Origin of the sequence: Kribbella sp. NBC_01484, assembly GCF_036227145.1 — a bacterium.
Lineage (GTDB): Bacteria > Actinomycetota > Actinomycetes > Propionibacteriales > Kribbellaceae > Kribbella.
Genome location: NZ_CP109437.1, coordinates 2,311,397 through 2,332,401 on the forward strand (window position 1 = coordinate 2,311,397; position 21,005 = coordinate 2,332,401).

At 68.7% G+C, this 21,005-nt stretch carries 21 protein-coding genes; 9 read left to right on the forward strand and 12 right to left on the reverse strand.

Translation table 11 applies throughout. The features are described from left to right. Positions 1–92 precede the first annotated feature (92 nt). The 3 genes from OG555_RS11360 to OG555_RS11370 are packed head-to-tail and all read left to right on the forward strand — an operon-like array spanning position 93 to position 1,960. The gene (locus OG555_RS11360) at positions 93–989 is read left to right on the forward strand and encodes a GNAT family N-acetyltransferase (RefSeq protein ID WP_329482788.1); all 897 of its coding nucleotides are present in this window, start codon (positions 93–95) and stop codon (positions 987–989) included. After that, positions 986–1,177 carry a hypothetical protein gene (locus OG555_RS11365; RefSeq protein ID WP_329482789.1) on the forward strand — a complete coding sequence of 64 codons (192 nt, stop codon included), beginning with the start codon at positions 986–988 and terminating at the stop codon, positions 1,175–1,177. The genes OG555_RS11360 and OG555_RS11365 overlap by 4 nt, the downstream gene beginning before the upstream one ends. 24 nt (positions 1,178–1,201) lie before the next feature. Beyond that, the gene (locus OG555_RS11370) at positions 1,202–1,960 is read left to right on the forward strand and encodes an IclR family transcriptional regulator (protein ID WP_329482790.1); all 759 of its coding nucleotides are present in this window, start codon (positions 1,202–1,204) and stop codon (positions 1,958–1,960) included. A gap of 58 nt (positions 1,961–2,018) precedes the next feature. Here the strand turns inward: OG555_RS11370 and rpsN are convergent, their stop codons facing one another. After that, complete coding sequence (rpsN, locus tag OG555_RS11375; RefSeq protein ID WP_329482791.1) at positions 2,019–2,324, reverse strand: 30S ribosomal protein S14; 306 nt, start codon at positions 2,322–2,324, stop codon at positions 2,019–2,021. Positions 2,325–2,330: 6 nt separating this feature from the next. After that, positions 2,331–2,498, reverse strand: coding sequence for a 50S ribosomal protein L33 (gene rpmG / locus OG555_RS11380; RefSeq protein ID WP_328524517.1), 168 nt, complete (start codon positions 2,496–2,498; stop codon positions 2,331–2,333). A gap of 124 nt (positions 2,499–2,622) precedes the next feature. On the opposite strand from rpmG, the gene OG555_RS11385 reads away from it, so the two are divergent. From OG555_RS11385 to OG555_RS11395, 3 genes are all read left to right on the forward strand, one after another. After that, the gene (locus OG555_RS11385; RefSeq protein ID WP_329482792.1) at positions 2,623–3,717 is read left to right on the forward strand and encodes a CobW family GTP-binding protein; all 1,095 of its coding nucleotides are present in this window, start codon (positions 2,623–2,625) and stop codon (positions 3,715–3,717) included. Further along, on the forward strand, positions 3,714–3,959 hold the full coding sequence (locus OG555_RS11390) for a type B 50S ribosomal protein L31 (protein ID WP_328524519.1): 246 nt from the start codon (positions 3,714–3,716) through the stop codon (positions 3,957–3,959). The genes OG555_RS11385 and OG555_RS11390 overlap by 4 nt, the downstream gene beginning before the upstream one ends. A gap of 244 nt (positions 3,960–4,203) precedes the next feature. Then, entirely contained in the window at positions 4,204–5,625 is a 1,422-nt protein-coding gene (locus tag OG555_RS11395) for an aromatic amino acid lyase (RefSeq protein ID WP_329482793.1), read from the forward strand. Here OG555_RS11395 and OG555_RS11400 read toward each other — a convergent pair. Then, positions 5,622–6,464: a hypothetical protein gene (locus OG555_RS11400; protein ID WP_329482794.1), complete on the reverse strand. Its 843-nt coding sequence runs from the start codon at positions 6,462–6,464 to the stop codon at positions 5,622–5,624. The two genes, OG555_RS11395 and OG555_RS11400, sit on opposite strands and share 4 nt — an antisense overlap. Before the next feature lie 142 nt (positions 6,465–6,606). On the opposite strand from OG555_RS11400, the gene OG555_RS11405 reads away from it, so the two are divergent. After that, positions 6,607–8,439: an APC family permease gene (locus tag OG555_RS11405; RefSeq protein ID WP_329482795.1), complete on the forward strand. Its 1,833-nt coding sequence runs from the start codon at positions 6,607–6,609 to the stop codon at positions 8,437–8,439. A gap of 117 nt (positions 8,440–8,556) precedes the next feature. Here OG555_RS11405 and OG555_RS11410 read toward each other — a convergent pair whose 3' ends face one another. The 6 genes from OG555_RS11410 to kdpF form a co-directional block, all read right to left on the reverse strand. Beyond that, on the reverse strand, positions 8,557–9,234 hold the full coding sequence (locus OG555_RS11410; protein ID WP_328524523.1) for a response regulator: 678 nt from the start codon (positions 9,232–9,234) through the stop codon (positions 8,557–8,559). Positions 9,235–9,283: 49 nt separating this feature from the next. Then, on the reverse strand, positions 9,284–11,857 hold the full coding sequence (locus OG555_RS11415) for a sensor histidine kinase (protein WP_329484800.1): 2,574 nt from the start codon (positions 11,855–11,857) through the stop codon (positions 9,284–9,286). Between the two features lie 47 nt (positions 11,858–11,904). Then, positions 11,905–12,552, reverse strand: coding sequence for a K(+)-transporting ATPase subunit C (kdpC, locus tag OG555_RS11420; RefSeq protein WP_329482796.1), 648 nt, complete (start codon positions 12,550–12,552; stop codon positions 11,905–11,907). Positions 12,553–12,565: 13 nt separating this feature from the next. Next, a complete protein-coding gene (gene kdpB / locus OG555_RS11425) occupies positions 12,566–14,563 on the reverse strand; it encodes a potassium-transporting ATPase subunit KdpB (RefSeq protein WP_329484801.1) in 1,998 nt (665 codons plus the stop codon). A 77-nt stretch (positions 14,564–14,640) separates the two neighbouring features. After that, complete coding sequence (gene kdpA, locus OG555_RS11430; protein WP_329482797.1) at positions 14,641–16,302, reverse strand: potassium-transporting ATPase subunit KdpA; 1,662 nt, start codon at positions 16,300–16,302, stop codon at positions 14,641–14,643. Beyond that, positions 16,302–16,391: a K(+)-transporting ATPase subunit F gene (kdpF, locus tag OG555_RS11435; protein WP_130442715.1), complete on the reverse strand. Its 90-nt coding sequence runs from the start codon at positions 16,389–16,391 to the stop codon at positions 16,302–16,304. The genes kdpA and kdpF overlap by 1 nt, the downstream gene beginning before the upstream one ends. 304 nt (positions 16,392–16,695) lie before the next feature. On the opposite strand from kdpF, the gene OG555_RS11440 reads away from it, so the two are divergent. Continuing rightward, positions 16,696–17,307, forward strand: a complete 612-nt coding sequence (locus OG555_RS11440) for a hypothetical protein (RefSeq protein ID WP_329484802.1) — start codon at positions 16,696–16,698, stop codon at positions 17,305–17,307. Here OG555_RS11440 and OG555_RS11445 read toward each other — a convergent pair. Both OG555_RS11445 and OG555_RS11450 read right to left on the reverse strand, forming a co-directional pair. Next, complete coding sequence (locus OG555_RS11445) at positions 17,304–18,113, reverse strand: PhzF family phenazine biosynthesis protein (protein ID WP_329482798.1); 810 nt, start codon at positions 18,111–18,113, stop codon at positions 17,304–17,306. The two genes, OG555_RS11440 and OG555_RS11445, sit on opposite strands and share 4 nt — an antisense overlap. Before the next feature lie 62 nt (positions 18,114–18,175). Next, positions 18,176–18,571, reverse strand: a complete 396-nt coding sequence (locus tag OG555_RS11450; protein WP_328524528.1) for a RidA family protein — start codon at positions 18,569–18,571, stop codon at positions 18,176–18,178. Between the two features lie 132 nt (positions 18,572–18,703). Here OG555_RS11450 and OG555_RS11455 point away from each other — a divergent pair, with 132 nt between their 5' ends. Continuing rightward, the gene (locus OG555_RS11455) at positions 18,704–19,807 is read left to right on the forward strand and encodes a TIGR03118 family protein (RefSeq protein ID WP_329482799.1); all 1,104 of its coding nucleotides are present in this window, start codon (positions 18,704–18,706) and stop codon (positions 19,805–19,807) included. A gap of 1 nt (position 19,808) precedes the next feature. On the opposite strand, the gene OG555_RS11460 is transcribed toward OG555_RS11455, so the two are convergent. After that, entirely contained in the window at positions 19,809–20,684 is an 876-nt protein-coding gene (locus tag OG555_RS11460) for a bifunctional helix-turn-helix transcriptional regulator/GNAT family N-acetyltransferase (RefSeq protein ID WP_329482800.1), read from the reverse strand. Positions 20,685–21,005 lie beyond the last annotated feature (321 nt).

Below are 21,005 nucleotides of genomic sequence, written 5' to 3' on the forward strand. Positions count from 1 at the left end.
CGCGCGGCACCCGCAAACCGACAGCAGCGCCGTGCACTTTCTGTCTCGGATCTGAGACATCTGTGAACCCTCAGCCGCCTTAGAGTTCAGGAATGGTGTTCGAGATCCGGACGGCGGCCCCGGAGGACGCGGCCGGAATCGCCCGGCTCTGGGCTGTCACGATGCCGCAACTGGTGATGACGGCCCGCGGTGTCGAAGCCGGACTTCGCCGTGCGAAGAGCCGCGTCGTCCTGGTCGCGGTCGACGGCCCGGAGGTGGTCGGCTACGCGAACATCTATCTGCCCGACCCGACGGAGCAGGCACCGCGCGTACGGATCACCGTCCACGTGGCGCCCGGCTCGCGGCGGCTCGGGATCGGGAGCGCGCTGCTCGAGCAGGTCACTGCGGGCGCCGCCGAAGCCGGCGCAGCACGATTGCTGGTCGTGGTCGGCGATGACGACGAGTCGAAGGGATTCGCGACCCGGCGTGGCTTCGTCATCGGCCGCCGGATGAGCCATTCGACGGCTGAGCTGAGCGCGGCCCGCGAGCCGGTCGCGGCACCGTCCGGGCTTCGCATTGTCGACTACGAGCAGGTGGATCCGCGCCAGCTCTACTTGGCCGAGGCCGCCGTGCGCGACGACGACCCCAGTGGTCTTTCGGGCGGTCCGGCGTACGACGAGTGGCTGGAAAGTTATTGGAACCATCCGGACCTGCGGCGCGATCTCAGTATCGCGGTGGTCGACGGCGACACCGTGTTGTCCTTTGTGACGACGACTGCAGACCCGGAGCGAAGCATGATCTGGTCGAATCTGACGGGGACGATCCCGTCGGCCCGTGGACGTGGGCTGGCGAAGGTGGTGAAGTCGCACGCGCTGGCGCGGGCCCGGGATGCCGGGTTCCGCATCGCATCCACCGGGAACGACGCTGGGAACGCGCCGATGCTCGCGGTGAACGAGTGGCTCGGGTACCGCGTGTCGTCGGGCGCCTGGACCGCGGAGAAGGCGCTGTGATCCGGTTCGCGCTGACGCTGGTGTTCTTCGGCGTCCTGTCCCTGGTCGTCGGTTCGCTGGTGTCCGGCGACGACTATTTCGACTGGGGCGTCGCGGGCGGGCTGTTCGCACTGGCCGCGGCGGGCGAGTGTCTGCGGCTCTGGTTGAAGCGGGGCCGCGCCAAGAAGCGGCAATCGTCCGGAATCTGAGACCTGGGCGGTTACCCTGCCGTTGTGAGCGGCAACGTTCCCGCCTCGACCCGCACTCTGCGGGTGCTGACGTTCCTGGCCACGCAGCCCGGACCGGTACCGATGGAGCGCATCGCGTCCGCGGTCGGCCTGCCGCGCTCGTCGACGTACCACTTGCTGCGGGCAATGATCGACGAGGGCTTCGTCGTCCACCTGCCCGAGGAGAAGCGGTACGGGTTGGGGGTGGCCGCGTTCGAGATCGGTTCCGCCTATCTGCGGCACGACCCGCTCGAGCGGCTGGCGCGGCCGTTGCTCGTCCAGCTGGTCGCGGAGGTCGGACACACCGCGCACCTCGGCGTATTGCATGGTCGTGAGCTCGTCTATCTGCTGAAAGAGCAGCCGCCTCGCCCGGTCACGCTGGTCACCGACGTCGGCGTACGACTCCCCGCCACCCTCACCGCCTCCGGCCGGGCGCTCCTGGCCGAGCTCCCACCGGCCCAGGTCCGCGCGCTCTTCCCCACCCCGGAGAGCTTCGTACGACGCACCGACTACGGACCGCAGACCCTCACCCAGCTCCGCCGCCTGCTGGCGGACGAGAAACGCCAGGGTTTCGCGGTCGAGGACTCCTTCATCACCCCCGGCGTCGCGTCCGTCGCCAGCGCTGCCCTCGACCACGCCGGCCACCCGGCCGCCGCCATCAGCGTCACTTTCCGCACCGACGCCGTACCCCCGCCCGATCGCCACCTCCTGGCCCACCGCATCCGCCAAGCCGCCACAGCCCTGACCCGCCGCCTCCACGGCTGAACCGCGCGTACGACGACTCCCCCGAGGCCGGGTGGGCTTCGGGGGAGTCATCGGGGTGTTACCAGGAAGACTTGGTGATGCCGGGGACTTCGCCTCGGTGGGCCATGGTGCGGAAGCGGATGCGGGAGATGCCGGCCTTGCGGAGGTAGCCGCGGGGGCGGCCGTCGGCGGCGTCGCGGTTGCGGATCCGGATCGGACTGGCGTCGCGCGGGAGCTTCTGCAGCTTCAGCTGCGCATCACCGCGGGCCTCGAAGGTCGACTGCGGGTCCGCGATGATCCGCTTCAGCTCCGCGCGGCGGTCGGCGTACAGAGCGACGATCCGCTTGCGCTGGTCGTTCTTGACGATCTTGCTGGTCTTCGCCACGCAGGCTTACCGCTCTTCGCGGAAGTCGACGTGCTGGCGGACCGACGGGTCGTACTTGCGCATCACGAGCCGGTCGGGATTGTTCCGCCGGTTCTTGCGCGTTACATAGGTGAAGCCGGTACCAGCCGTGCTGCGGAGCTTCACGATCGGGCGGAGGTCGTTGCGCTTGGCCATACTGTCCTTTCCTGGATCACCTGGCGGGTGACCCACACTGAGCAGAACACCGGTGGGGTGGCGGCTATTCCGGTTCGGAGGGTACCTTGTATTGGTTATCGTTTTCAGTAAGGCGGGAGTGCGGATGCTGCCGGTGACCTTGCTGACGGGTGTCGACCAGGAGTTCCGTGGCGCGGTCGCGGGGAACACCCTGGCCTCCGCCGGACCGGCCGGCGTCCTGATCGAGTACGACGTCAGCGGGCTGACCGAGGGCTCCGTCGTACGGATTGCCCGTACCGCCACCGGCGTCATCGATCGCGAGGTGATCCGGATGGCCCACCCGTGCGCCTCCTGCGCGATGCGCGGCTCGCTGGTCGAGTTGCTGCTGAGCATCGCAGCCGTCGAGCAGTACGACGTCGCGATCGTGGACCTGCCGTCCGCCGGAGACACCCAGGCCCTGGCCGAGGAGATCGCCCGGGACGGCGCCGGGGAGCTCCGGGTGGATGCGGTTGTCACGACGGTCGACACGGGCAGCGTCATCGACGACCTGACCGGCGACCAGTTGATCCAGGATCGTGGTGTTCCGACTGCCGCCGAGGACGGCCGGGCCATCGCCGAGGTGGTCGCGCGCCAACTGGAGTACGCGAACGCGGCCGTCCTCAGCAGCGACGACGACACCGTCCGCGCACTCGTCCGGGCGATCAATCCGCAGCTGCTCGTCCGGACCACGCCGGCCGGGCTCCTCGGCGTACGCCTGCAAGCTCCGGACGCGACCGAGCCGGGGTCGATCACGGCTCCGCAGGACGACGGGCCGGTGCGGACGCTCGTCTGGCAGTCGGACCGGCCGTTCCACCCCGAGCGGCTGTACGACGCGTTGGAGGATCTGGTCGCGGGTACGGCGCGCGGCCGGGGGACGCTGTGGATCGCGACCCAGCACCGCAACCGGCTCAGCTGGGACAGCTTCGGCACCAACATCGCGCTCGGCGTCCTCGGTCCGTGGCTGGCCGATCTGCCGGCCGACCGCTGGTCCACGGTCGGGCAGCAGCATCAAGCCCGCTCGGCCCTCGAGTGGCACCCCGAGTACGGCGATCGCGCGTCGTACCTGTCCGTCACCGGGGTCGGCCTGGACGTCCGGGAATTACGGGAGCGCCTGGATGGTTGTGTCCTTCGTGCGGATGAAGCGGTCCACCCCCTGACCGATCCGTTCGCCCCCTACTTGGAAGGAAGTACCGCAGCATGAAGAACGCCATTCACCCCGACTACCGCCGGGTCGTCTTCCGGGACAAGTCCGGCAACTTCAGCTTCCTCACCGGGTCGACGCGCGAGAGCAACGAGACCATCGAGTGGCACGACGGGAACACCTACCCGGTCGTCGACGTCGAGATCTCGTCCGCCAGCCACCCGTTCTACACGGGCCAGCAGCGCGTGATGGACACCCAGGGCCGCGTGGAGAAGTTCAAGAAGCGCTACGGCCAGAAGTAACCCCTGGTCTTTTCCAGCCCGTCGCCTCGACCGAGGCGGCGGGCTTTCTGTTGGGCGATGTGTGCAGCTGGACAGGACGTGTCCCTTGGAAAGCGCCCGCCGAGGAGCGGCCTGAGCGTGGCGGGGTGCCGTCGGGCCGATGACCTCCTGTCGACCTGCACACCGCGGCCGAATATCTCGGATTCGAGACGGTCAACTGGCGAGGGTGCTAGGTGCGGACGGTGGCGGGGATCACACTGTGCGCATGGAACCGGTGGAGCTCACGGGTGGTGGGTTGACGCCGCTGGAGGCGGTGGCGCTCGGGCAGCGGCGGACGGCGGTGCGGCTGGGTGACGACGCGCGGAAGCGGATGCACGAGTCGGCCCTCGCGGTGGCCGAGGTCGCCCGGTACCGGCCGGTGTACGGGCGGACCACCGGGGTCGGCGCCAACCGCGACGTGCTGACGTCCGATCCCGAGCACGGCGCCCGGTTGCTCGGATCGCATTCCACCACTGGTACGACGTCGTACCCGAAGGACGTGGTCCGGCTCGGGCTGCTGATCCGGGTGAACCAGCTCGCGGCCGGCGGGTCCGGGCTCGAGCCGGCCGTCGCCGACGCGATCGTTGCCTTGCTCAACGATGACGAGCTGCCCGACCTGCACCGCGGCGGCGCGATCGGGACCGGCGACCTCGGACCACTGGCCGAGCTCGGGCTCGCACTCGGCGATGTCATCGACGGGACCAGCGCACTCCCGCTCCTCTCCAGCAACGCCATCACGCTGGCCGAGTGCTGTCTCGCGTACGTCGAGGCCACCACACTGATCAACGTCGTACCGCTCGTCGGCGCACTCTCGCACGTAGCCCTCCGCGGCAACGCCGAGGTGTACGACGTCCGCGTGCACGAGGCTCGTCCGCAGCCGGGGCAGGTCCGGGTCGCACGCCGGATGCGCGGTCTCCTGGACGACCTGCCGCTGCCACCGGCCCGGATCCAGGATCCGTTCGGACTCCGGGCTTTCGCGCAGGTGCTCGGCCCGGCCGTCGACCATGTGGATGCCCTGGGCAACAGCATCCGGATCGACATCAACGCCTCGGCGGAGAACCCGCTCGTGGCCGGCGACACCGTGCTGCACAACGGCAACTGGCACGCGATGCCGATCGCGCTCGCCCTCGACTCGCTCCGGCTCAGCCTGCACAGCGTCGCGACCCTGTCGACGTCCCGGGTCGCGAACCTGGTCGACCCGGAGTTCACCGGGCTCAGCCGGTTCCTGGCCAGCGGGGCCGAGGCGAGCTCCGGCGTGATGATGATCGAGTACGTCGCCCACGACGCGCTGGCCGCGGTCCGGTCGTCCGCCCAGCCGGCCACGCTCGGTACGGCGACCCTGTCCCGAGGCGCCGAGCACCACGCCAGCTTCGCGCCACAGGCCGCCGTACTGACGGCTCAGCTCCTGGACGCGTTGCGGGAAGTCCTGGCGAGTGAGCTGGTCACCGCGGTCCGGGCGATTCGCCTGGCCGGGTTGACGCCTGAGGATCTCGCACCGGCCGCCGTCGGCCCGTGGCTGGCCGACGGGCTGTCGGCGCTACCGAGTGATCTCGCCGACCGTTCGTTGCGGGAGGACCTGGAGATCGCCCGCGGTCTGATGACCCAATGGGGCGACCGCCAGGTCGAGCATCCCGCCGAGTCCAGTTAGAGCCGGTTGTAGGCCTTCAGGGTGCGGAGTGCACCGAGGGTGACGATGCCTCGGTACGCGAGGGTGGACGCGGGGCCCGGGGGCTCCCAGGTGATGGCCCAGCCGCCGTCGGGTTGCTGGTCGGCGAGCAGGCGGTCCAGGTGGGCTTCCAGTTGGGCCTCGGTGAAGAGCGGGCGCCAGAAGCTGTCCGGGGTGGGGGCGAAGGACAGCGGGGTGACGCCGTACGTCGGGTCCGCGGCGTCGGCCCGGAACCACTGCAGCTTGGGGAGCCAGTCGCGGACGCGATCGAGGTCGACGTTGTCGGTGTGTTCCAGGAACTCGAGGACCTCGCGCATCCCGTGAGCGTCCTCGGGGAAGCCCTTGGCCACTTCGGCGCTGCACCAGGCGCCCGCCTTCTCGCGCCAGGGGTGCTCGAACCCGAGTTTGTACAGGCGGCCGACCAGGCCCGCGGTCGGGTTGAGGCCGGGCTGGTAGGTCCATTCGGTGATGTGCTCGGCGCGGGGATAGTCCTCGACTGCCGGAGCGCACAGCGACACCGCGCCGTCCTGATTCGCCGTCAGACCAAGCCAGTCGACGGCCCGGCGGATCATCAGGTCGTCCCGGGCTCCCGCCGCGAGCAACGTGTCGAACGCGACCTCCACGTCGAGCGCGAGGCTGTCCGGGCACCGCTTGTCCGGCTCCAGGCCGTGACCGAAGCCGCCGTCGGCGTTCTGATAACCGCGGAGCGCGTCGACCACGCCCTGCGGGTCGGCGTCCTCGAAAACCGTGGCGAACAGCCGGCTCTCGAGCAGCCGGGCGTCCCGCCGTACGAAATCACGACCTGCGGTGAAGATGTCCATGGGTCTACCCTGGCGCAGATCGCACCGCCCGTCTTGAACGAATCGGACACCGGCATGAGGCGCGTGTTGAAGTTCGTGCGCGGCATGAGGATGCTGTGAGGATCGGGTGTCGAAGCCGGCCCTGGGCCTGAGAGTGGGGGGCGTGAGTGTCTCCGCGGACGAACGGCATCGGCTCGGTGTGATCGGCGGCCTGGCGGCACTGTCGCTGGACGCGATGGCCTCGGTGGCCTACGGGCCGGAGGCGATCGTTCTGGTCCTCGCCCTCGGCGGGGCGAGTGCGATCGGGCTGACGCTGCCGGTGACACTCGCGATCGCGGGTCTGCTGCTGGTGCTGGTGTTGTCCTATCGGCAGGTCATCGCGGCCTTCCCGGATGGCGGCGGTTCGTACGGCGTGGCGAAGAAGTACCTCGGCCGGCGCGCGAGCCTCGTGGCCGGCGCCTCACTCGTGATCGACTACGTGCTCAACGTCGCGGTGTCGGTCGCAGCCGGGGTCGCCGCGCTGGCGTCCGCCGTACCTGGGCTGTATGGCTACCGGGTGTGGATCGCCCTCGCGGTGCTCGCCCTGGTGACCGCGGTGAATCTGAAGGGCGTAGCGCATAGCGCGCGGATGTTCATCGTGCCCACGGCCGTGTTCGTCGCGGCCATCCTGACGGTGATTCTGGCCGGTCTGCTCCGCGGCGAAGCCGCGGTCACCACCACGAGCGCGGAGCAGGCCGGTCAGATTCACGCCCTCGGGATTCTCCTGCTGCTGAAGGCCTTCGCGAACGGTTGCGCGGCACTGACCGGGGTCGAGGCGATCGCGAACGCCGTACCGAGCTTCCGCAAGCCGCGCGTGATCCGGGCCCAACGAGCCGAGGTCGTGCTGGGTGTTCTGCTGGCGACGATGCTGATCGGGCTGGCGGTGCTGATCAAGAAGTTCGAGATCAAGCCGGTCGAGGGCGTGACAGTCCTGTCGCAGCTCGCCGATGCCTCGCTCGGCCACGGTTTCGGGTACTACGTTGTGCAGTTCTCGACCGTGATCCTGCTGGCCCTGGCAGCCAACACGTCGTACGGCGGACTCCCGGTGCTCGCGCAGTTGCTGGCGAAGGACCACTACGTACCGCACGTCTTCAAGCTGCGGGGTCAGCGGCAGGTGTACCGCTACGGGATCGGGTTCCTGACGCTCGTCTCGGCGGTGCTGCTGATCGGGGCGCGCGGAGACATGAACACGCTGGTGCCGCTGTTCGCGATCGGGGTGTTCGTCGGGTTCACGTTGTCGCAGGCCGGCATGGTCCGGCACTGGTGGCACGCGCGGCCGGCCGGGTGGCGGTTCAAGCTGGCCCTCAACGGCTTCGGCGCGATCCTCACCGGAGTGGCCGCGGTCGTGGTCACCGCGTCGAAGTTCACCGACGGCGCGTGGCTGATCGTGATCGCGCTGCCGGTCCTGGTGGTGGTGATGCAGGCCGTGCAGCGGAACTACCGGCGGATCGGTGAGCGACTCGAGCTCGGCCGTGTTCCGGACCGTCCTGAGGCCCGCCGGTCGCGTGTCGTCGTACCGGTGAACGGCGTCAGCAAGCTGACCCGGGACGCGCTCTCGGTGGCGTCCGGACTCGGGCACGACGTGGTCGCCGTTCACGCGGTGAACGCGAGTGACCCGGACGACGTACGCGCCTTCAACCGGCTGCTCACGGACTGGGAGCGCTGGAATCCCGGCGTACCGCTGGTCGCGCTGGCCGACGACCGCCGCCGGCTGACCGACCCGATCGTGCGGTACATCAAGCACACCGAGATCGAGACCGTCTTCGTGCTCATCCCCGAGGTCGAACCCGAGCACCTGTGGCAGCGCTTGCTGCAGAACCACCGCGGCGCCCTGCTCGCCCACGCCCTCCGGCGCGACACCAACGCGATCGTCTGCCGCCTCCGCTTCCGCATCCGCGCCAACGAGCCGGCCCTGGCCGACCCCGCACCGACCCTGGTCACCATCAGCCAGGGCTAACGGGCTGGCGCCGTACCGAAGAACAGGACGTAGTCGTCTACGTAGATCCCACCGCGCGCCTGAGTACCACCGGCATAGGGGTCGCTGAACCGACTACTTCCTGTCCTTCTGCCCGGATCAGGGCTCGAAGCGGTAGCCCATGCCTGGTTCGGTGAGGAGGTGCTTGGGGCGGGCTGGGTCTTCTTCGAGTTTGCGGCGGAGCTGGCCCATGTAGAAGCGCAGGTTGCCGCTGGCGGTTTCGTAGCCGGGGCCCCAGACCTCGGTCAGGAGCTGGCGTTGCGACATCAGCTTGCCGGGGTGGCGGATCAGGACCTCGAGCAGGTGCCACTCGGTCGGGGTAAGGCGGATGTCCTCGCCGGTCTCGAGCGTGACCCGCTTCGCCGCCAGGTCGACGGTGGCGCCGCCGACCGTCACCACCGGCTGGTCCTGCGCGATGTTGCTCCGGCGGAGTACGGCGCGCATCCGCGCCAGCAGCTCGTCGATCCCGAACGGCTTGGTCACGTAGTCGTCCGCGCCGGCGTCCAGGGCCTCGACCTTGTCGGTGCTGTCGGTGCGCCCGGACAGCACCAGGATCGGCGCCTCGGTCCAGCCGCGCAGGCCGCGGATCACGTCGACACCGTCGAAGTCCGGCAACCCCAGGTCGAGGATCACCAGCTCCGGCGGGTGCTGCGCCGCCACCTTCAGGGCCGACGTACCGGTGCCGGCCAGATGCACCTCGTACCCGCGCGCCTTCAGGTTGATCTGCAAAGCCCGGACGATCTGCGGTTCGTCGTCGATCACCAGGACCCTGGTCATGAGGCCAGGCCCCAGGACCAGCCGCGCCGAAGGCGTCGCATCAACACGGTCACTCCTGCACCTCCGACTGCGTCATTTCAGGCTCAGGTACTTCGGACCGTTCGCGAGCGCCCGGCACCGGCGCGTCTGCCGGCGGCAGGGTCGCGGTTGGCATCGCCACCACCATGGTGAGCCCGCCGCCCGGGGTGTCCTCGGGCTGCAGCGTGCCGTGCATCGCCTCGGTCAGGCCCCGGGCCAGCGCCAGCCCGAGGCCGACGCCGACGGTGTTGTCGGTGTCGCCGAGCCGCTGGAACGGCGCGAACACCCGGTCCCGGTCCTCCCGCGGGATCCCTGGTCCACGGTCGATCACCCGGATCTCGACGGTGTCGCCCAGCGCGCTCCCGGTGATCAGCGGCGGCCTTCCGGGTGGCGAGTAGCGAAGCGCGTTGGCCAGCAGGTTCGCGATCACGCGCTCCAGGAGCGCCGGGTCCGCTTCGACCAGCGGGAGCGTGTGCGGGATGTCCACCGTGACCTTGTCACTGTCGTCACCCAGCTCGGCAAGGACACCGGGCAGGACCTCGTCCAGAGCCATCGGCCGGGTGAAGACGGGCAGGACCCCGGCCTGCAGGCGACTGAGGTCGAGCAGGTTGTCCACGAGTCGCGACAACCGGTCCAGCGACTCGTCCGCCGTCTCCAGCAGCTCCTCGCGCTCGGAATCGCTCCACTCCACGTCGTCACTGCGTAGGCTGGTCACCGACGCCTTGGCCGACGCCAGCGGGGACCGGAGATCGTGGCTGACCGCACGAAGAAGCGCCGTCCGCAGCTTGTCGGCCTCGGCCAAGGGCTTCGCCTCGGCCGCGGCCTCGCTCAGGCGAGCCCGGTCGACCAGAGCGGCCGCGTGCGCGGCGAACGCGCCGACCAGCCGGCGCTCGTCCGCCGCCAACTGATGTCCCTGCAGAACCAGGACGAGGTCGTCGCGGGCCGGGACCTCGGCGTCGGCTTCCTCCGGCCGGCTGCACGTCAGCGTGCCGGCCGAGGCCAGCGGGCGCCAGACCTCGGTCAGTTCGTCGTCGTCCACCCGCTCCATCAAGCAGGCGCCGGTCATCCCGAAGGCCTCGCGAACCCGTTCGAGCAGGGCGGGCAGCGCGGTCTCGCCACGTAGCACGGAGCCGGCCAGAGTCGCCAGCGTCTCGGATTCCGCGGCGGCCCGAGCCGCCTGTCTGGTCCGACGGGCCGCCCGGTCGACGACCGAACTCACCATCGCCGCGACCAGCACGAAGATCGCCAGGGCGAGCGCATTGTTCAGCTCCGCGATGGTGAACGTCCGGGTCGGCGGTGTGAAGAAGTAGTTCAGTACGACGGTGCCACCGATCGCGGTGAGCAACGCGGGCCAGAGCCCACCAACCAGCGCGACCACGACCACGGCCAGCAGGAATGCCAGCACGTTGCTGGTCAGGTTGAGGCTGTCGCCCCCCAGCCCGAGCAGCAGCGCGAGCACCGGTGGCAGGACGACGGCAAGGATGAAACCCTCGATCTTGCGGCGCCGGGACAGGCTGCCCCGCAGCCGGGGCAGCCGGCCGCGGCCCATCAGCGCGTGGGTGACGATGTGGACGTCGATATCACCGGAATCGCGGATCGTGCTTGACCCGATCCCGGGGCCTGTGAGCAGCGACGACAGCCGGGATCTTCGCGAGCCACCGAGGACCAACTGGGTCGCGTTCTCGGCGCGGGCGAACGTCAGCAGCGCGGCCGGGATGTCGTCACCGACCACCTGGTGGTAGGTCCCACCGAGGCTTTCGACCAGATTGCGCTGCTCGGCCAGGCGCTTCGGGTCGGCGCCGGTCAGACCGTCGGAGCGGGCCACGTGGACGGCGAGCAGGTCCCCGCCGGAAGAGCGGGCGGCGATGCGGGCGGCACGCCGGATCAGGGTCTCGCCTTCGGGGCCGCCCGTAAGCGCGACCACCACTCGTTCCCTGGCTTCCCAGGTCGAGTCGATGTCGTGTTGGGCGCGGTACTGCTGCAGGCCGGCGTCCACCCGGTCGGCAAGCCAGAGCAACGCGAGTTCGCGCAGGGCGGACAGGTTGCCGACACGGAAATAGTTGCCCAGGGCAGCATCGATCTTGTCCGCCGCGTAGACGTTGCCGTGGGCCATCCGGCGGCGCAGCGCCTCCGGGGTCATGTCGACCAGCTCGATCTGGTCGGCGGCCCGGACCACGCGGTCCGGGACGGTCTCCTGCTGCGGTACGCCGGTGATCTTCTCGACCACGTCGTTGATCGACTCGAGATGCTGGATGTTGACCGCCGAGATCACGTCGATCCCGGCGGACAGCAGCTCCTCGATGTCCTGCCAGCGCTTCTCGTTCCGGCTGCCCGGCACGTTGGTGTGCGCCAGTTCGTCGACCAGCGCCACCTCCGGCCGCCGGGCCAGCACGGCGTCGATGTCCATCTCGGTGAAGCTCGCGCCGCGGTAGTCCAGGATCCGGCGGGGTACCACCTCGAGGCCCTGGAGCATCTCGGCGGTGTGCTCACGGCCGTGGGTCTCCACGAATCCGACCACCACGTCGGTGCCCCGGGTCAGCCGTCGCTGACCCTCGCCCAGCATCTTGTAGGTCTTTCCGACGCCGGGCGCGGCACCCAGGTAGATCCGCAGATGCCCACGGCCGCTCTTACTCATACCCCCATGCTCTCAGTTCAGCCCAGCGCCGCGAGGGCGTTGTTGAGCTTGACCACGTTGACGCGGGGCTCACCCAGGAAGCCTAGGGCGCGACCCTCCGTGTTCTCCTTCACCAGTTGCTGGACCTTGGCCACGTCCAGGCCACGCTCCCGCGCGACCCGGTTGACCTGCAGAGCGGCGTACGCCGGGCTGATGTGCGGGTCCAGACCGCTGGCGCTGGCCGTCACCGCGTCCGGCGGGACCTGCGACGGGTCGACACCCTCGAGCTCGGCGACGGCCTTCTTCCGCTCCTCGATCGCCGCGAGCAGGTCGGGGTTGTTCGGCCCGAGGTTCGAGCCCGAGCTGGCCATCGCGTCGTAGTCGACCGCGGACGGCCGGGACTGGAACCACATCGGGTCGGCTTCCATCACCGGCTTGCCGTCTGCGTCGACCTCCGGCTTGCCGTCCTTGGTCGCCTGCTTGGTGTAGGGCTGACCGATCAGGTCGGACGCCACATCCTTGCCGTTCACCTGGACGATCGAGCCGTTCGCGTTCGAGTGGAACAGCGCCTGGGCCACACCGGTCATGGCCAGCGGGTAAACGATGCCGAGGGCAACGGTGAAGACCAGCAGGACCCGGATAGCGACCCCGAACTGGCGAGCCGAGCCGGGGAGATTACTTGACATGAACATATACCTTTCAGCGGAGCCCGGGGATCAGCGAGATCACCAGGTCGAGGAGCTTGATGCCGATGAACGGGGTGATCAGACCGCCGACGCCGTAGATCAGCAGGTTGCGCCGTAGCATCGCCGACGCGGACGAAGGCTTGTACTGCACACCCCGCAGGGCAAGCGGCACCAACGCCACGATGACAAGCGCGTTGAACACGATTGCGGACACGATCGCCGACTCCGGCGAGTGCAGCCCCATGATGTTCAGCTTGTCCAGACCCGGGTAGGCCGCCGCGAACAGAGCCGGCAGGATGGCGAAGTACTTCGCCACGTCATTGGCGATCGAGAACGTGGTCAGCGAACCCCGGGTGATCAGCAACTGCTTGCCGATCTCGACGATCTCGATCAGCTTCGTCGGGTTGGAGTCGAGGTCGACCATGTTGCCGGCCTCCTTGGCGGCCGACGTACCGGAGTTCATCGCCACGCCGACATCGGCCTGCGCGAGCGCCGGAGCGTCGTTGGTGCCGTCACCGGTCATCGCGACCAGCCGGCCCCCTTCCTGCTCCTTCTTGATCAGCGCCATCTTGTCCTCGGGCGTCGCCTCGGCCAGGAAGTCGTCGACCCCGGCCTCCTCGGCGATCGCCTTCGCGGTCAGCTGGTTGTCACCGGTGATCATCACGGTCCGGATGCCCATCGCGCGCATCTGGTCGAACCGCTCCCGCATGCCTTCCTTGACCACGTCCTTCAGGTGGATGACGCCGAGCGCACGGGCCTTCCCGTCCACACTCTCGGCGACGACCAGCGGCGTGCCGCCGGAGGCCGAGATGCCGTCGACCATCTCGCCGAGCTTCGTGTCGGTGGCGCCGCCGTGCTTGCTGATCCAGGCGTTGACCGCACCGGCCGCGCCCTTACGGATCTGCCGGCCGTCCACGTCCACGCCGCTCATCCGGGTCTGCGCGGTGAACTCAACGAAAGTTGCATGCGGCAACTCTCCGGTGTGCCGCTCGCGCAGTCCGTAACCGGTCTTCGCCAAGACGACGATCGACCGGCCCTCCGGCGTCTCGTCGGCCAGGCTGGACAGCTGAGCCGCGTCGGCCAGGTCGGTGTCGGCCACACCCGCGACCGGGATGAACTCCGACGCCTGCCGGTTGCCCAGCGTGATCGTTCCGGTCTTGTCCAGCAGCAGCGTGTTCACGTCGCCCGCGGCCTCGACCGCACGACCCGACATGGCCAGCACGTTGCGCTGAACCAACCGGTCCATGCCGGCGATACCGATGGCCGACAGCAGCGCCCCGATGGTGGTCGGGATCAGGGCGACCAGCAAAGCCACCAGGATCACGATGTTCAGGTGCACGTTGGCGTAGTTCGCGAACGTCGGCAGCGTCGCCACCGCGATCAGGAAGACGATCGTGAGGCTGGCGAGCAGGATGTTCAGCGCGATCTCGTTCGGCGTCTTCTGCCGCGAGGCGCCCTCGACCAGAGCGATCATCCGGTCGATGAAGCTCTCACCGGGCTTGGTGGTGATCTTCACGACGATCCGGTCCGACAGGACCTTGGTGCCGCCGGTGACCGCGCTGCGGTCGCCACCGGACTCCCGGATCACCGGCGCTGATTCACCGGTGATGGCGGACTCGTCGACGCTGGCCACGCCCTCGATCACGTCGCCGTCGCCGGGGATGATCTGTCCGGCCTCTACGACCACCCGGTCGCCCAGTTGCAGCGCGGTAGCCGGGACCTCTTCCTCACCGGTGTCGGTGAGGCGTCGTGCGGTGGTCTCGGTCTTCGCCCGCCGCAGCGTCTCGGCCTGCGCCTTGCCGCGGCCTTCGGCCACGGCCTCGGCCAGGTTGGCGAACACAACGGTCAGCCACAGCCAAACCACGATCCACCAGACGAAGACGCTGGGGTCGGTGATGGCCTTGATCGTGGACGCGACCGCCCCGACCTCGACCACGAACATCACCGGGTTCCGCACCATCACCCGCGGGTCGAGCTTGCGCAGCGCGTCCGGCAAGGAGGTGAGCAGCATCTTCGGGTCGAACGCGCCCGAGGCCGCCTTCTTCGCCACCTTCTCCGGAGCCGGAGGAGGGGTCTTCACTAACGTGGTCACAGTCCCTCCGCGAGGGGTCCGAGGGTGAGAGCGGGGAAATAGGTCAGGCCGGTGACGATCAGGACTACTCCGACCAGCATCGCCACGAACAGCGCCTTGTGGGTGGGCAGCGTGCCCTGCGTCACCGGGACGGGCTGCTGCTGGGCGAACGAGCCGGCGAGAGCCAGCACGATCACGATCGGCACGAACCGGCCGAGCAGCATCACGAGCCCGAGAGCCGTGTTGTAGAAGGGGATGTTCGCGCTGATACCGGCGAACGCGCTGCCGTTGTTGTTACCGGCCGAAGTGAAGGCGTACAGCACTTCGGAGAAGCCGTGCGGGCTGTCGGTGTTGAGAATCGACGCGCGCGCCGTCGCCAGGCCCATCGCGATCGAGGCACCGACCAGCACGACGGTTGGCGTGGCCAGGATGTACAGCGAGACCAGTTTCATCTCGCGGGCCGTGATCTTCTTCTTCAGGTACTCCGGGGTCCGGCCGACCATCAGCCCGGCCACGAACACCGTAAGGACGGCGAACACGAGGATGCCGTACAGACCGGTACCCGTACCGCCAGGCGTGACTTCTCCCAGCATCATGTGGAACAGGGGCACGCCTCCACCGAGTGGGGTGAACGAGTCGTGCATCGAGTTGACCGCGCCGGTCGACGTACCCGTGGTGGAGACGGCGAACAGCGACGACGCCCACTCACCGAAGCGGGTCTCCTTGCCTTCCATTGCGGCGCCGGCGGCCCGGGTCGCGGTGCCCGCGCCCTGGACCTCGAAGATCGTCGCGAGGGCGACGAAGGAGGCCCAGATCGTGGTCATCACGCCGAGGATCGCGTAGCCCTGCCGCTTGTCCTTGATCATCACGCCGAAGGTGCGGGTCAGCGAGACCGGGATCACCAGCAGCAGGAAGATCTCGAACAGGTCGGACAGCGGGTTCGGGTTCTCGAACGGGTGCGCGGAGTTCGTGTTGTAGTAGCCACCACCGTTGGTGCCGAGCTCCTTGATCACTTCCTGGCTCGCCACCGGACCACCGGGGAGGGTCTGCGTCTGGCCGACCACCGAGGTGACCTCGTGGCCGCCGGAGAAGTTCTGTACGACACCCATCGCGACGAGCAACAGGCCGCCCAGGATCGCGATCGGCAGCAGGACCCGGATCACGGTCCGGGTCAGGTCGACCCAGAAGTTGCCCAGCCGGTCGGTCTTGTTCCGGGCGAAACCGCGGATCACCGCGATCGCGACCACGATGCCGACGGCTGCGGACAGGAAGTTCTGGACGGCGAGGCCGGCGAACTGGACCAGGTGGCCCATCGTGACCTCGGGGACATAGGACTGCCAGTTGGTGTTCGAGACGAAGGACGCGGCGGTGTTGAACGCCAGTCCCGACTCGACCCCGGGCAGACCGTTGGACAGCGGCAGGGCGTGCTGCAGCCGCTGGATCAGGTAGAGCAGGATCACGCTCACGGCGGAGAACGCGACCACCGACCGGGCGTAGACAGCCCAGGTCTGCTCGGCCTTCGCGTCAACCCCGAACAGCTTGTAGGCACCACGCTCGACCCGAGAGTGCTTCTCGCTCGAGTAGACCCTGGCCATGTACCCGCCGAACGGCCGGTATGCGGCGGCCAGGAGCACGATGAGTAGGCCGACCTGCAACAGGCCGGCGCCGGTGTCGGACATCAGAACCTCTCGGGGAAGATCAGGGCGGCGACCAGGTAGAGGACCAGAGCCGCTGCGACCACCAGGCCGGCGATGTTCTCGGCGCTCACAGCTTCTCCACTCCACGCAGCGCGAACCAGACGGCCGCGAACACGACGACGGTGACGGCGAGGTAGATCACGTCATGCATGACGCCACCACCTCACGGGCAAAAGTGCTCATGAGTTCACTGCACACCGCTCGCTGCCTGCTCAGGAGTGTTCTCACAGGCCTCTCACACCCGCTGACAGACCTCTCACAGGCTTCTCACAGGTAGCTCATCGCGGACAGAACTTCGCGAGAGCGCCACCAGTCCGCATACTTACGCGTGGCAATCACAGCCCACGGACAAGGGAAGAACACCTAGTGACCGACATGGACATCGCCACCGCCGAGCAGTTCTTCTCCACGGAGACCCGGGACGCGCTCGCCGAGGCGAGCCGCAAGCTCGCCGAGCGCCTCCAGGCCCACACCGAGGCCCTGCTCGCGATGACCGGCGACGAGGAGCAGGCCGCGCTCTTCGAGCAGAACGCCGCGCTCGAGGAACTCGTCGAGGACTGGAACGACGCCGTCTTCGAGCACACCGGTACGGCGCCACTCCTGCTGGACGACGCGGTCGACGAAGAGGACGACGAGGACACCGAGCAGGACCAGGTGATCAGCGTGGTGTCGCGGTTCGACCTGCGCGTGATCGACCTCGACGCGCTGCTCGAGGCCGGCCGGGCCGCGCAGGAACGGCACCCGGCCGAGCTGGACGAGACCGTCGAGCAGGAGCCGGTCGACTCCGCCGAGCAGGCCATCTACGAGATCAGCCGCGAGGTCGGGGAGGCGTGGTTCGAGCTCCCCGGCATCGAGATGGTGGCCGGCGCCCGCGCGTACGTCGTACCGGAGCACCCGTTCGAGCCGCTGGACGCGGACGCCGAGGACGTCGTCACCGAACTCATCGCCCCGAACGGCGTGGCCACCCACGCCGAGACCTGGGCCTAAACGAGTAGCTCACCGTCGAGTGTGGTGATCGCCTGACCGCTGAGGTGAACGCGATCGCCGACGGTGGCGACGCGGACGACACCGCCTCGGGCGGACGCCTGGAATCCGACCAGTTCGTTCCGTCCGAGGCGCTCGGCCCAGTACGGCGCCAACGCGGTGTGCGCGCTGCCACAGACCGGGTCCTCCGGGATCCCGGCGGCCGGAGCGAAGAACCGCGACACGAAGTCGAAGCCGGAGTCCGCGGGGGCGGTCACGATCGTCCCCCGGTTCCGCTCGCGCTGATTGATCGCCTTCACCTGACCCAGGTCCGGCGACAGCGCGCGGAGCGCCGACTCGTCGGGCATGACGACGAACACGTCGGTCAGCGCGCCCGTGCTGTGCACACTGACCGGCTCGGCCCCGAGCGCCGCGATCAGACCCGCCGGCGCCTCCGCCTCGACCGTTCGGTTGACCGGGAAGTCGAGGGTGATCCAGCCGTCGTCGACCGAAGCCGTCAGCACCCCGCTCCGAGTCGAGAAGCCCACCTTGCCGCTGACCAGCCCGTCCGACAGCAGCGCGTGTGTCGTCGCCAGGGTCGCGTGACCACACAGATCGACCTCGATCGTCGGCGTGAACCAGCGAAGCTCCCACTCCGCGTCACCACCCGGCGACGGCTTCACGAACGCAGTCTCGGCGTGCTGCAGCTCCGCGGCGACCGACTGCATCCAGGCGGCCTCGGGCCATGCCCCGGCGGGCAGGACACAGACCCCCGCTGGGTTCCCGGTGAAGGGACGATCGGCGAACGCGTCGACTACCCGGATTCTCATGCTCTTCACGCTAAGACGGCGTACGCACGCTTTCCATAGCCACTCGGCGAGCGGTGGACCGGTCAGGCCATGGCGACGGCGTCGATCTCGAGGAGCCAGTTCTCCGCGTAGATGTCGCAGATGATGACGGTGAGGGCCGGCACGTGCTGGCCGAGCACCTCCTCGCGGATCTTCGAGTTCAGCGCCCGGTACTGCCGGTCGGACAGGTATGTCGTCACCTTCACCAGGTTCCGGATCCCCATGCCGGCCTCGGCCAGCACCGACAGCACATTCCGCCAGACCATCCGGCACTGCGCCTCGAACGTCTCCGGCACCCGGCCGTGCTCATTGCCCCACGGCACCTGACCGCTGACGAACACCATCCGCTGGGCTCCGTCCACCTGGACGCCGTGCGCGTAGTTGCCGGTTGCCGGCGGCAGGATCTCCGGATTCAACGGCTCGATCGCAAGTCCTGACATGTACTCCCCTCCTACTCACCAGTGCATTCCCCGCCCCGAGTTCTCCGCCATGTTTACCTTGCGGCGATTGAACCGCCTAGCCCACCCGGCCGTGTCGAGAGTGTTCCGCATCCCTACCGACAGGAAAGTGACATGTCACTCCGTTCGAAGGGCCGTCCACTCGCGGTGGCGACCGCTTTCATCAGCGGTCTCGCTCTGCTCAGCCCGGCAACCGCCAGCGCACACCAGTCCCGCCACGCTCCACTCGCCGTACAGCAGGTCAACCTGGTCTCGGACCAGGCCGGCAAGGCCTCGCTGCAAGACGACGACCTGGTCAACCCGTGGGGTCTCTCCCTCGGCGCGACCACCCCGCTGTGGGTGTCGAACAACGGTACGTCGTCGTCCACGCTGTACTCGTCCGCGCCAGGCTCGACCACCGCGACCAAGGTGCCCACGGTCCGGGTGACGATGCCGGTGCCGACCGGGCAGGTCAACAACCCAGGCACCGGGTTCGTGCTCACCAACGGGACGGTGAGCGCGCCGGCCCGGTTCATCTTCGCCACCGAGACCGGCCAGATCGCGGCCTGGGGTCCGCCGGTCAGCCCGCTGATCGGTGCCGCCCAGATCAAGGCCACCACCCCCGGCGCCATCTACAAGGGCTTGGCGATCGCGACAACCAGAGCAGGGGACCGGTTGTACGCCGCCAACTTCACCCAGCGCCGGATCGACGTCTTCGACACCACGTTCACCCTGGTGAAGAAGCCGTGGTGGGCGTTCCGGGACTCCCACCTGCCGAAGGGGTTCGGGCCGTTCAACGTGCAGACGCTCAACGGCCGGATCTTCGTCGCCTACGCCAAGGTCGACCCGCAGACCGGCGACGAGATCGCCGGCCGCGGACTCGGGTTCGTCGACGAGTTCACCGTGGACGGCAGGCTGATCGCGCGGGTCGCCACGCGCGGCACGCTGAATGCTCCCTGGGGTCTGGCGCTGGCTCCCGCCGCCTGGGGTGAGCCCGCCGGGACGCTCCTGGTCGGCAACTTCGGCGACGGCCGGATCAACATCTTCCATCCGAACCCCCACGGCAGGTTCAACCCAGCCGGCCAGGTCCGCAACACCCACGGCAAGACTCTGGTGATCGACGGCCTCTGGGCGCTCCTCCAAGGCACGGCCACCACCGGCGGCACCGACTCGCTCTTCTTCTCCGCCGGGCCCAACGACGAGACCCACGGCCTCCTCGGCGTACTCCGGAAGCCGTGAGCTAACGCAGCGACTTCTCGAACCAGTGGTGGGCGTAGGGCTCGGTGTTGAACGCCGGCACCTCCCGGTAGCCCGCGGCGCGGTACAGGGCGATCGCCTCGGTCAGGTTGCGGTTGGTTTCCAGCCGTACGGCGGGGGCACCGTGGGCGATCGCCTCGCGCTCGAGCTCGGTCAGCAACCGGCGCCCGAGCCCGAGGCCCCGCGCCTCGGGTGAGACCCACATCCGTTTGATCTCGGCCGGTTCGGCACCGTGCAGCTTCAACCCGCCGCAACCGACCGGCTCGGTGTGTAGTGTTGCCATTAGCAACAATCCGGCGGGCAACGTCAACTCGGCGTTGTCCGCCGAGATGCTGCGGGTGTGATCGAACCCGGCGTCGAACCTCCGGCCGAGCTCGGCGAAGTACGACTGCACGCAGTACTGCGCGTCCGGCCGCCGCGGATCGACCACCCCGACGCGCACCATCGACGCGGTCAGCAACCGCGACACCTCGTCCATCGCCGCGACCAGCCGCTCCTGCTGCCGCTCACTCAACGGCTCCAGGATCGACACCGCCAGCTCGTCCGACCGCCGATCCAGCACCTCCCGCTCGGCGACACCCGCCTTCGTCAGTCGCGCGATCCGCACCCGCCCGTCGCCACCGCTCCGCTCGACCCGGACCAGCCCACTGCTCTCCAGCGATCGCAGCAGCCGGCTCAGATACCCCGAGTCCAGATCAAGCCGGGCCCGCAGCGACCTGACATCACACCCGTCCAGCCCGATCTCCCACAACACCCGATCCAGCCCCAACGACCGCCCCCGAGCCAGATAAGCCTCCTGCAACGCCCCCACCCGCTGCGTAACCACCCGATTGAACCGCCTGACCCCACCAATCTCCATTCTCTGACTTTAGTCAGAGATCCAGGATCGGGTCGAGAGGGTCGCAGCGGCGGTACAGGCGCTTCAGCAGCCGGCGGGTAAGACCAGGCATCAGGCGCGCCGGCCAACACCGAACAGCAGCGAGCTGGCCGGCACCAGCTCCGGATAGCGGTCCGCGAGCACTCCAGCGCCGTCCGGGGCAGATCGCCCGGACGCCAACTCCCCAATTTGAGGCTCTGCTGCTGGATGTGTCGGTGATGTGGGCGGGGGCCTGGGATGCGGTCTGGCTGGTGGGGTTCGGGTGGCTGGGGTGCAAGGTCGACAGACATCCCAGGAGTTTGG

Bases quoted from the DNA above. Each gene is read 5' to 3' on its own strand.
- OG555_RS11360 (WP_329482788.1), top strand. From the start codon at position 93: ATGGTGTTCGAGATCCGGACGGCGGCCCCGGAGGACGCGGCCGGAATC.
- rpmG (WP_328524517.1), bottom strand. From the start codon at position 2,498: ATGGCCAAGCGCAACGACCTCCGCCCGATCGTGAAGCTCCGCAGCACG.
- OG555_RS11385 (WP_329482792.1), top strand. From the start codon at position 2,623: ATGCTGCCGGTGACCTTGCTGACGGGTGTCGACCAGGAGTTCCGTGGC.
- OG555_RS11390 (WP_328524519.1), top strand. From the start codon at position 3,714: ATGAAGAACGCCATTCACCCCGACTACCGCCGGGTCGTCTTCCGGGAC.
- OG555_RS11395 (WP_329482793.1), top strand. From the start codon at position 4,204: ATGGAACCGGTGGAGCTCACGGGTGGTGGGTTGACGCCGCTGGAGGCG.
- OG555_RS11400 (WP_329482794.1), bottom strand. From the start codon at position 6,464: ATGGACATCTTCACCGCAGGTCGTGATTTCGTACGGCGGGACGCCCGG.
- OG555_RS11410 (WP_328524523.1), bottom strand. From the start codon at position 9,234: ATGACCAGGGTCCTGGTGATCGACGACGAACCGCAGATCGTCCGGGCT.
- kdpC (WP_329482796.1), bottom strand. From the start codon at position 12,552: ATGTCAAGTAATCTCCCCGGCTCGGCTCGCCAGTTCGGGGTCGCTATC.
- kdpB (WP_329484801.1), bottom strand. From the start codon at position 14,563: ATGCTGCTCACCTCCTTGCCGGACGCGCTGCGCAAGCTCGACCCGCGG.
- kdpA (WP_329482797.1), bottom strand. From the start codon at position 16,302: ATGTCCGACACCGGCGCCGGCCTGTTGCAGGTCGGCCTACTCATCGTG.
- OG555_RS11440 (WP_329484802.1), top strand. From the start codon at position 16,696: ATGGACATCGCCACCGCCGAGCAGTTCTTCTCCACGGAGACCCGGGAC.
- OG555_RS11445 (WP_329482798.1), bottom strand. From the start codon at position 18,113: ATGAGAATCCGGGTAGTCGACGCGTTCGCCGATCGTCCCTTCACCGGG.
- OG555_RS11450 (WP_328524528.1), bottom strand. From the start codon at position 18,571: ATGTCAGGACTTGCGATCGAGCCGTTGAATCCGGAGATCCTGCCGCCG.
- OG555_RS11455 (WP_329482799.1), top strand. From the start codon at position 18,704: ATGTCACTCCGTTCGAAGGGCCGTCCACTCGCGGTGGCGACCGCTTTC.
- OG555_RS11460 (WP_329482800.1), bottom strand. From the start codon at position 20,684: ATGGAGATTGGTGGGGTCAGGCGGTTCAATCGGGTGGTTACGCAGCGG.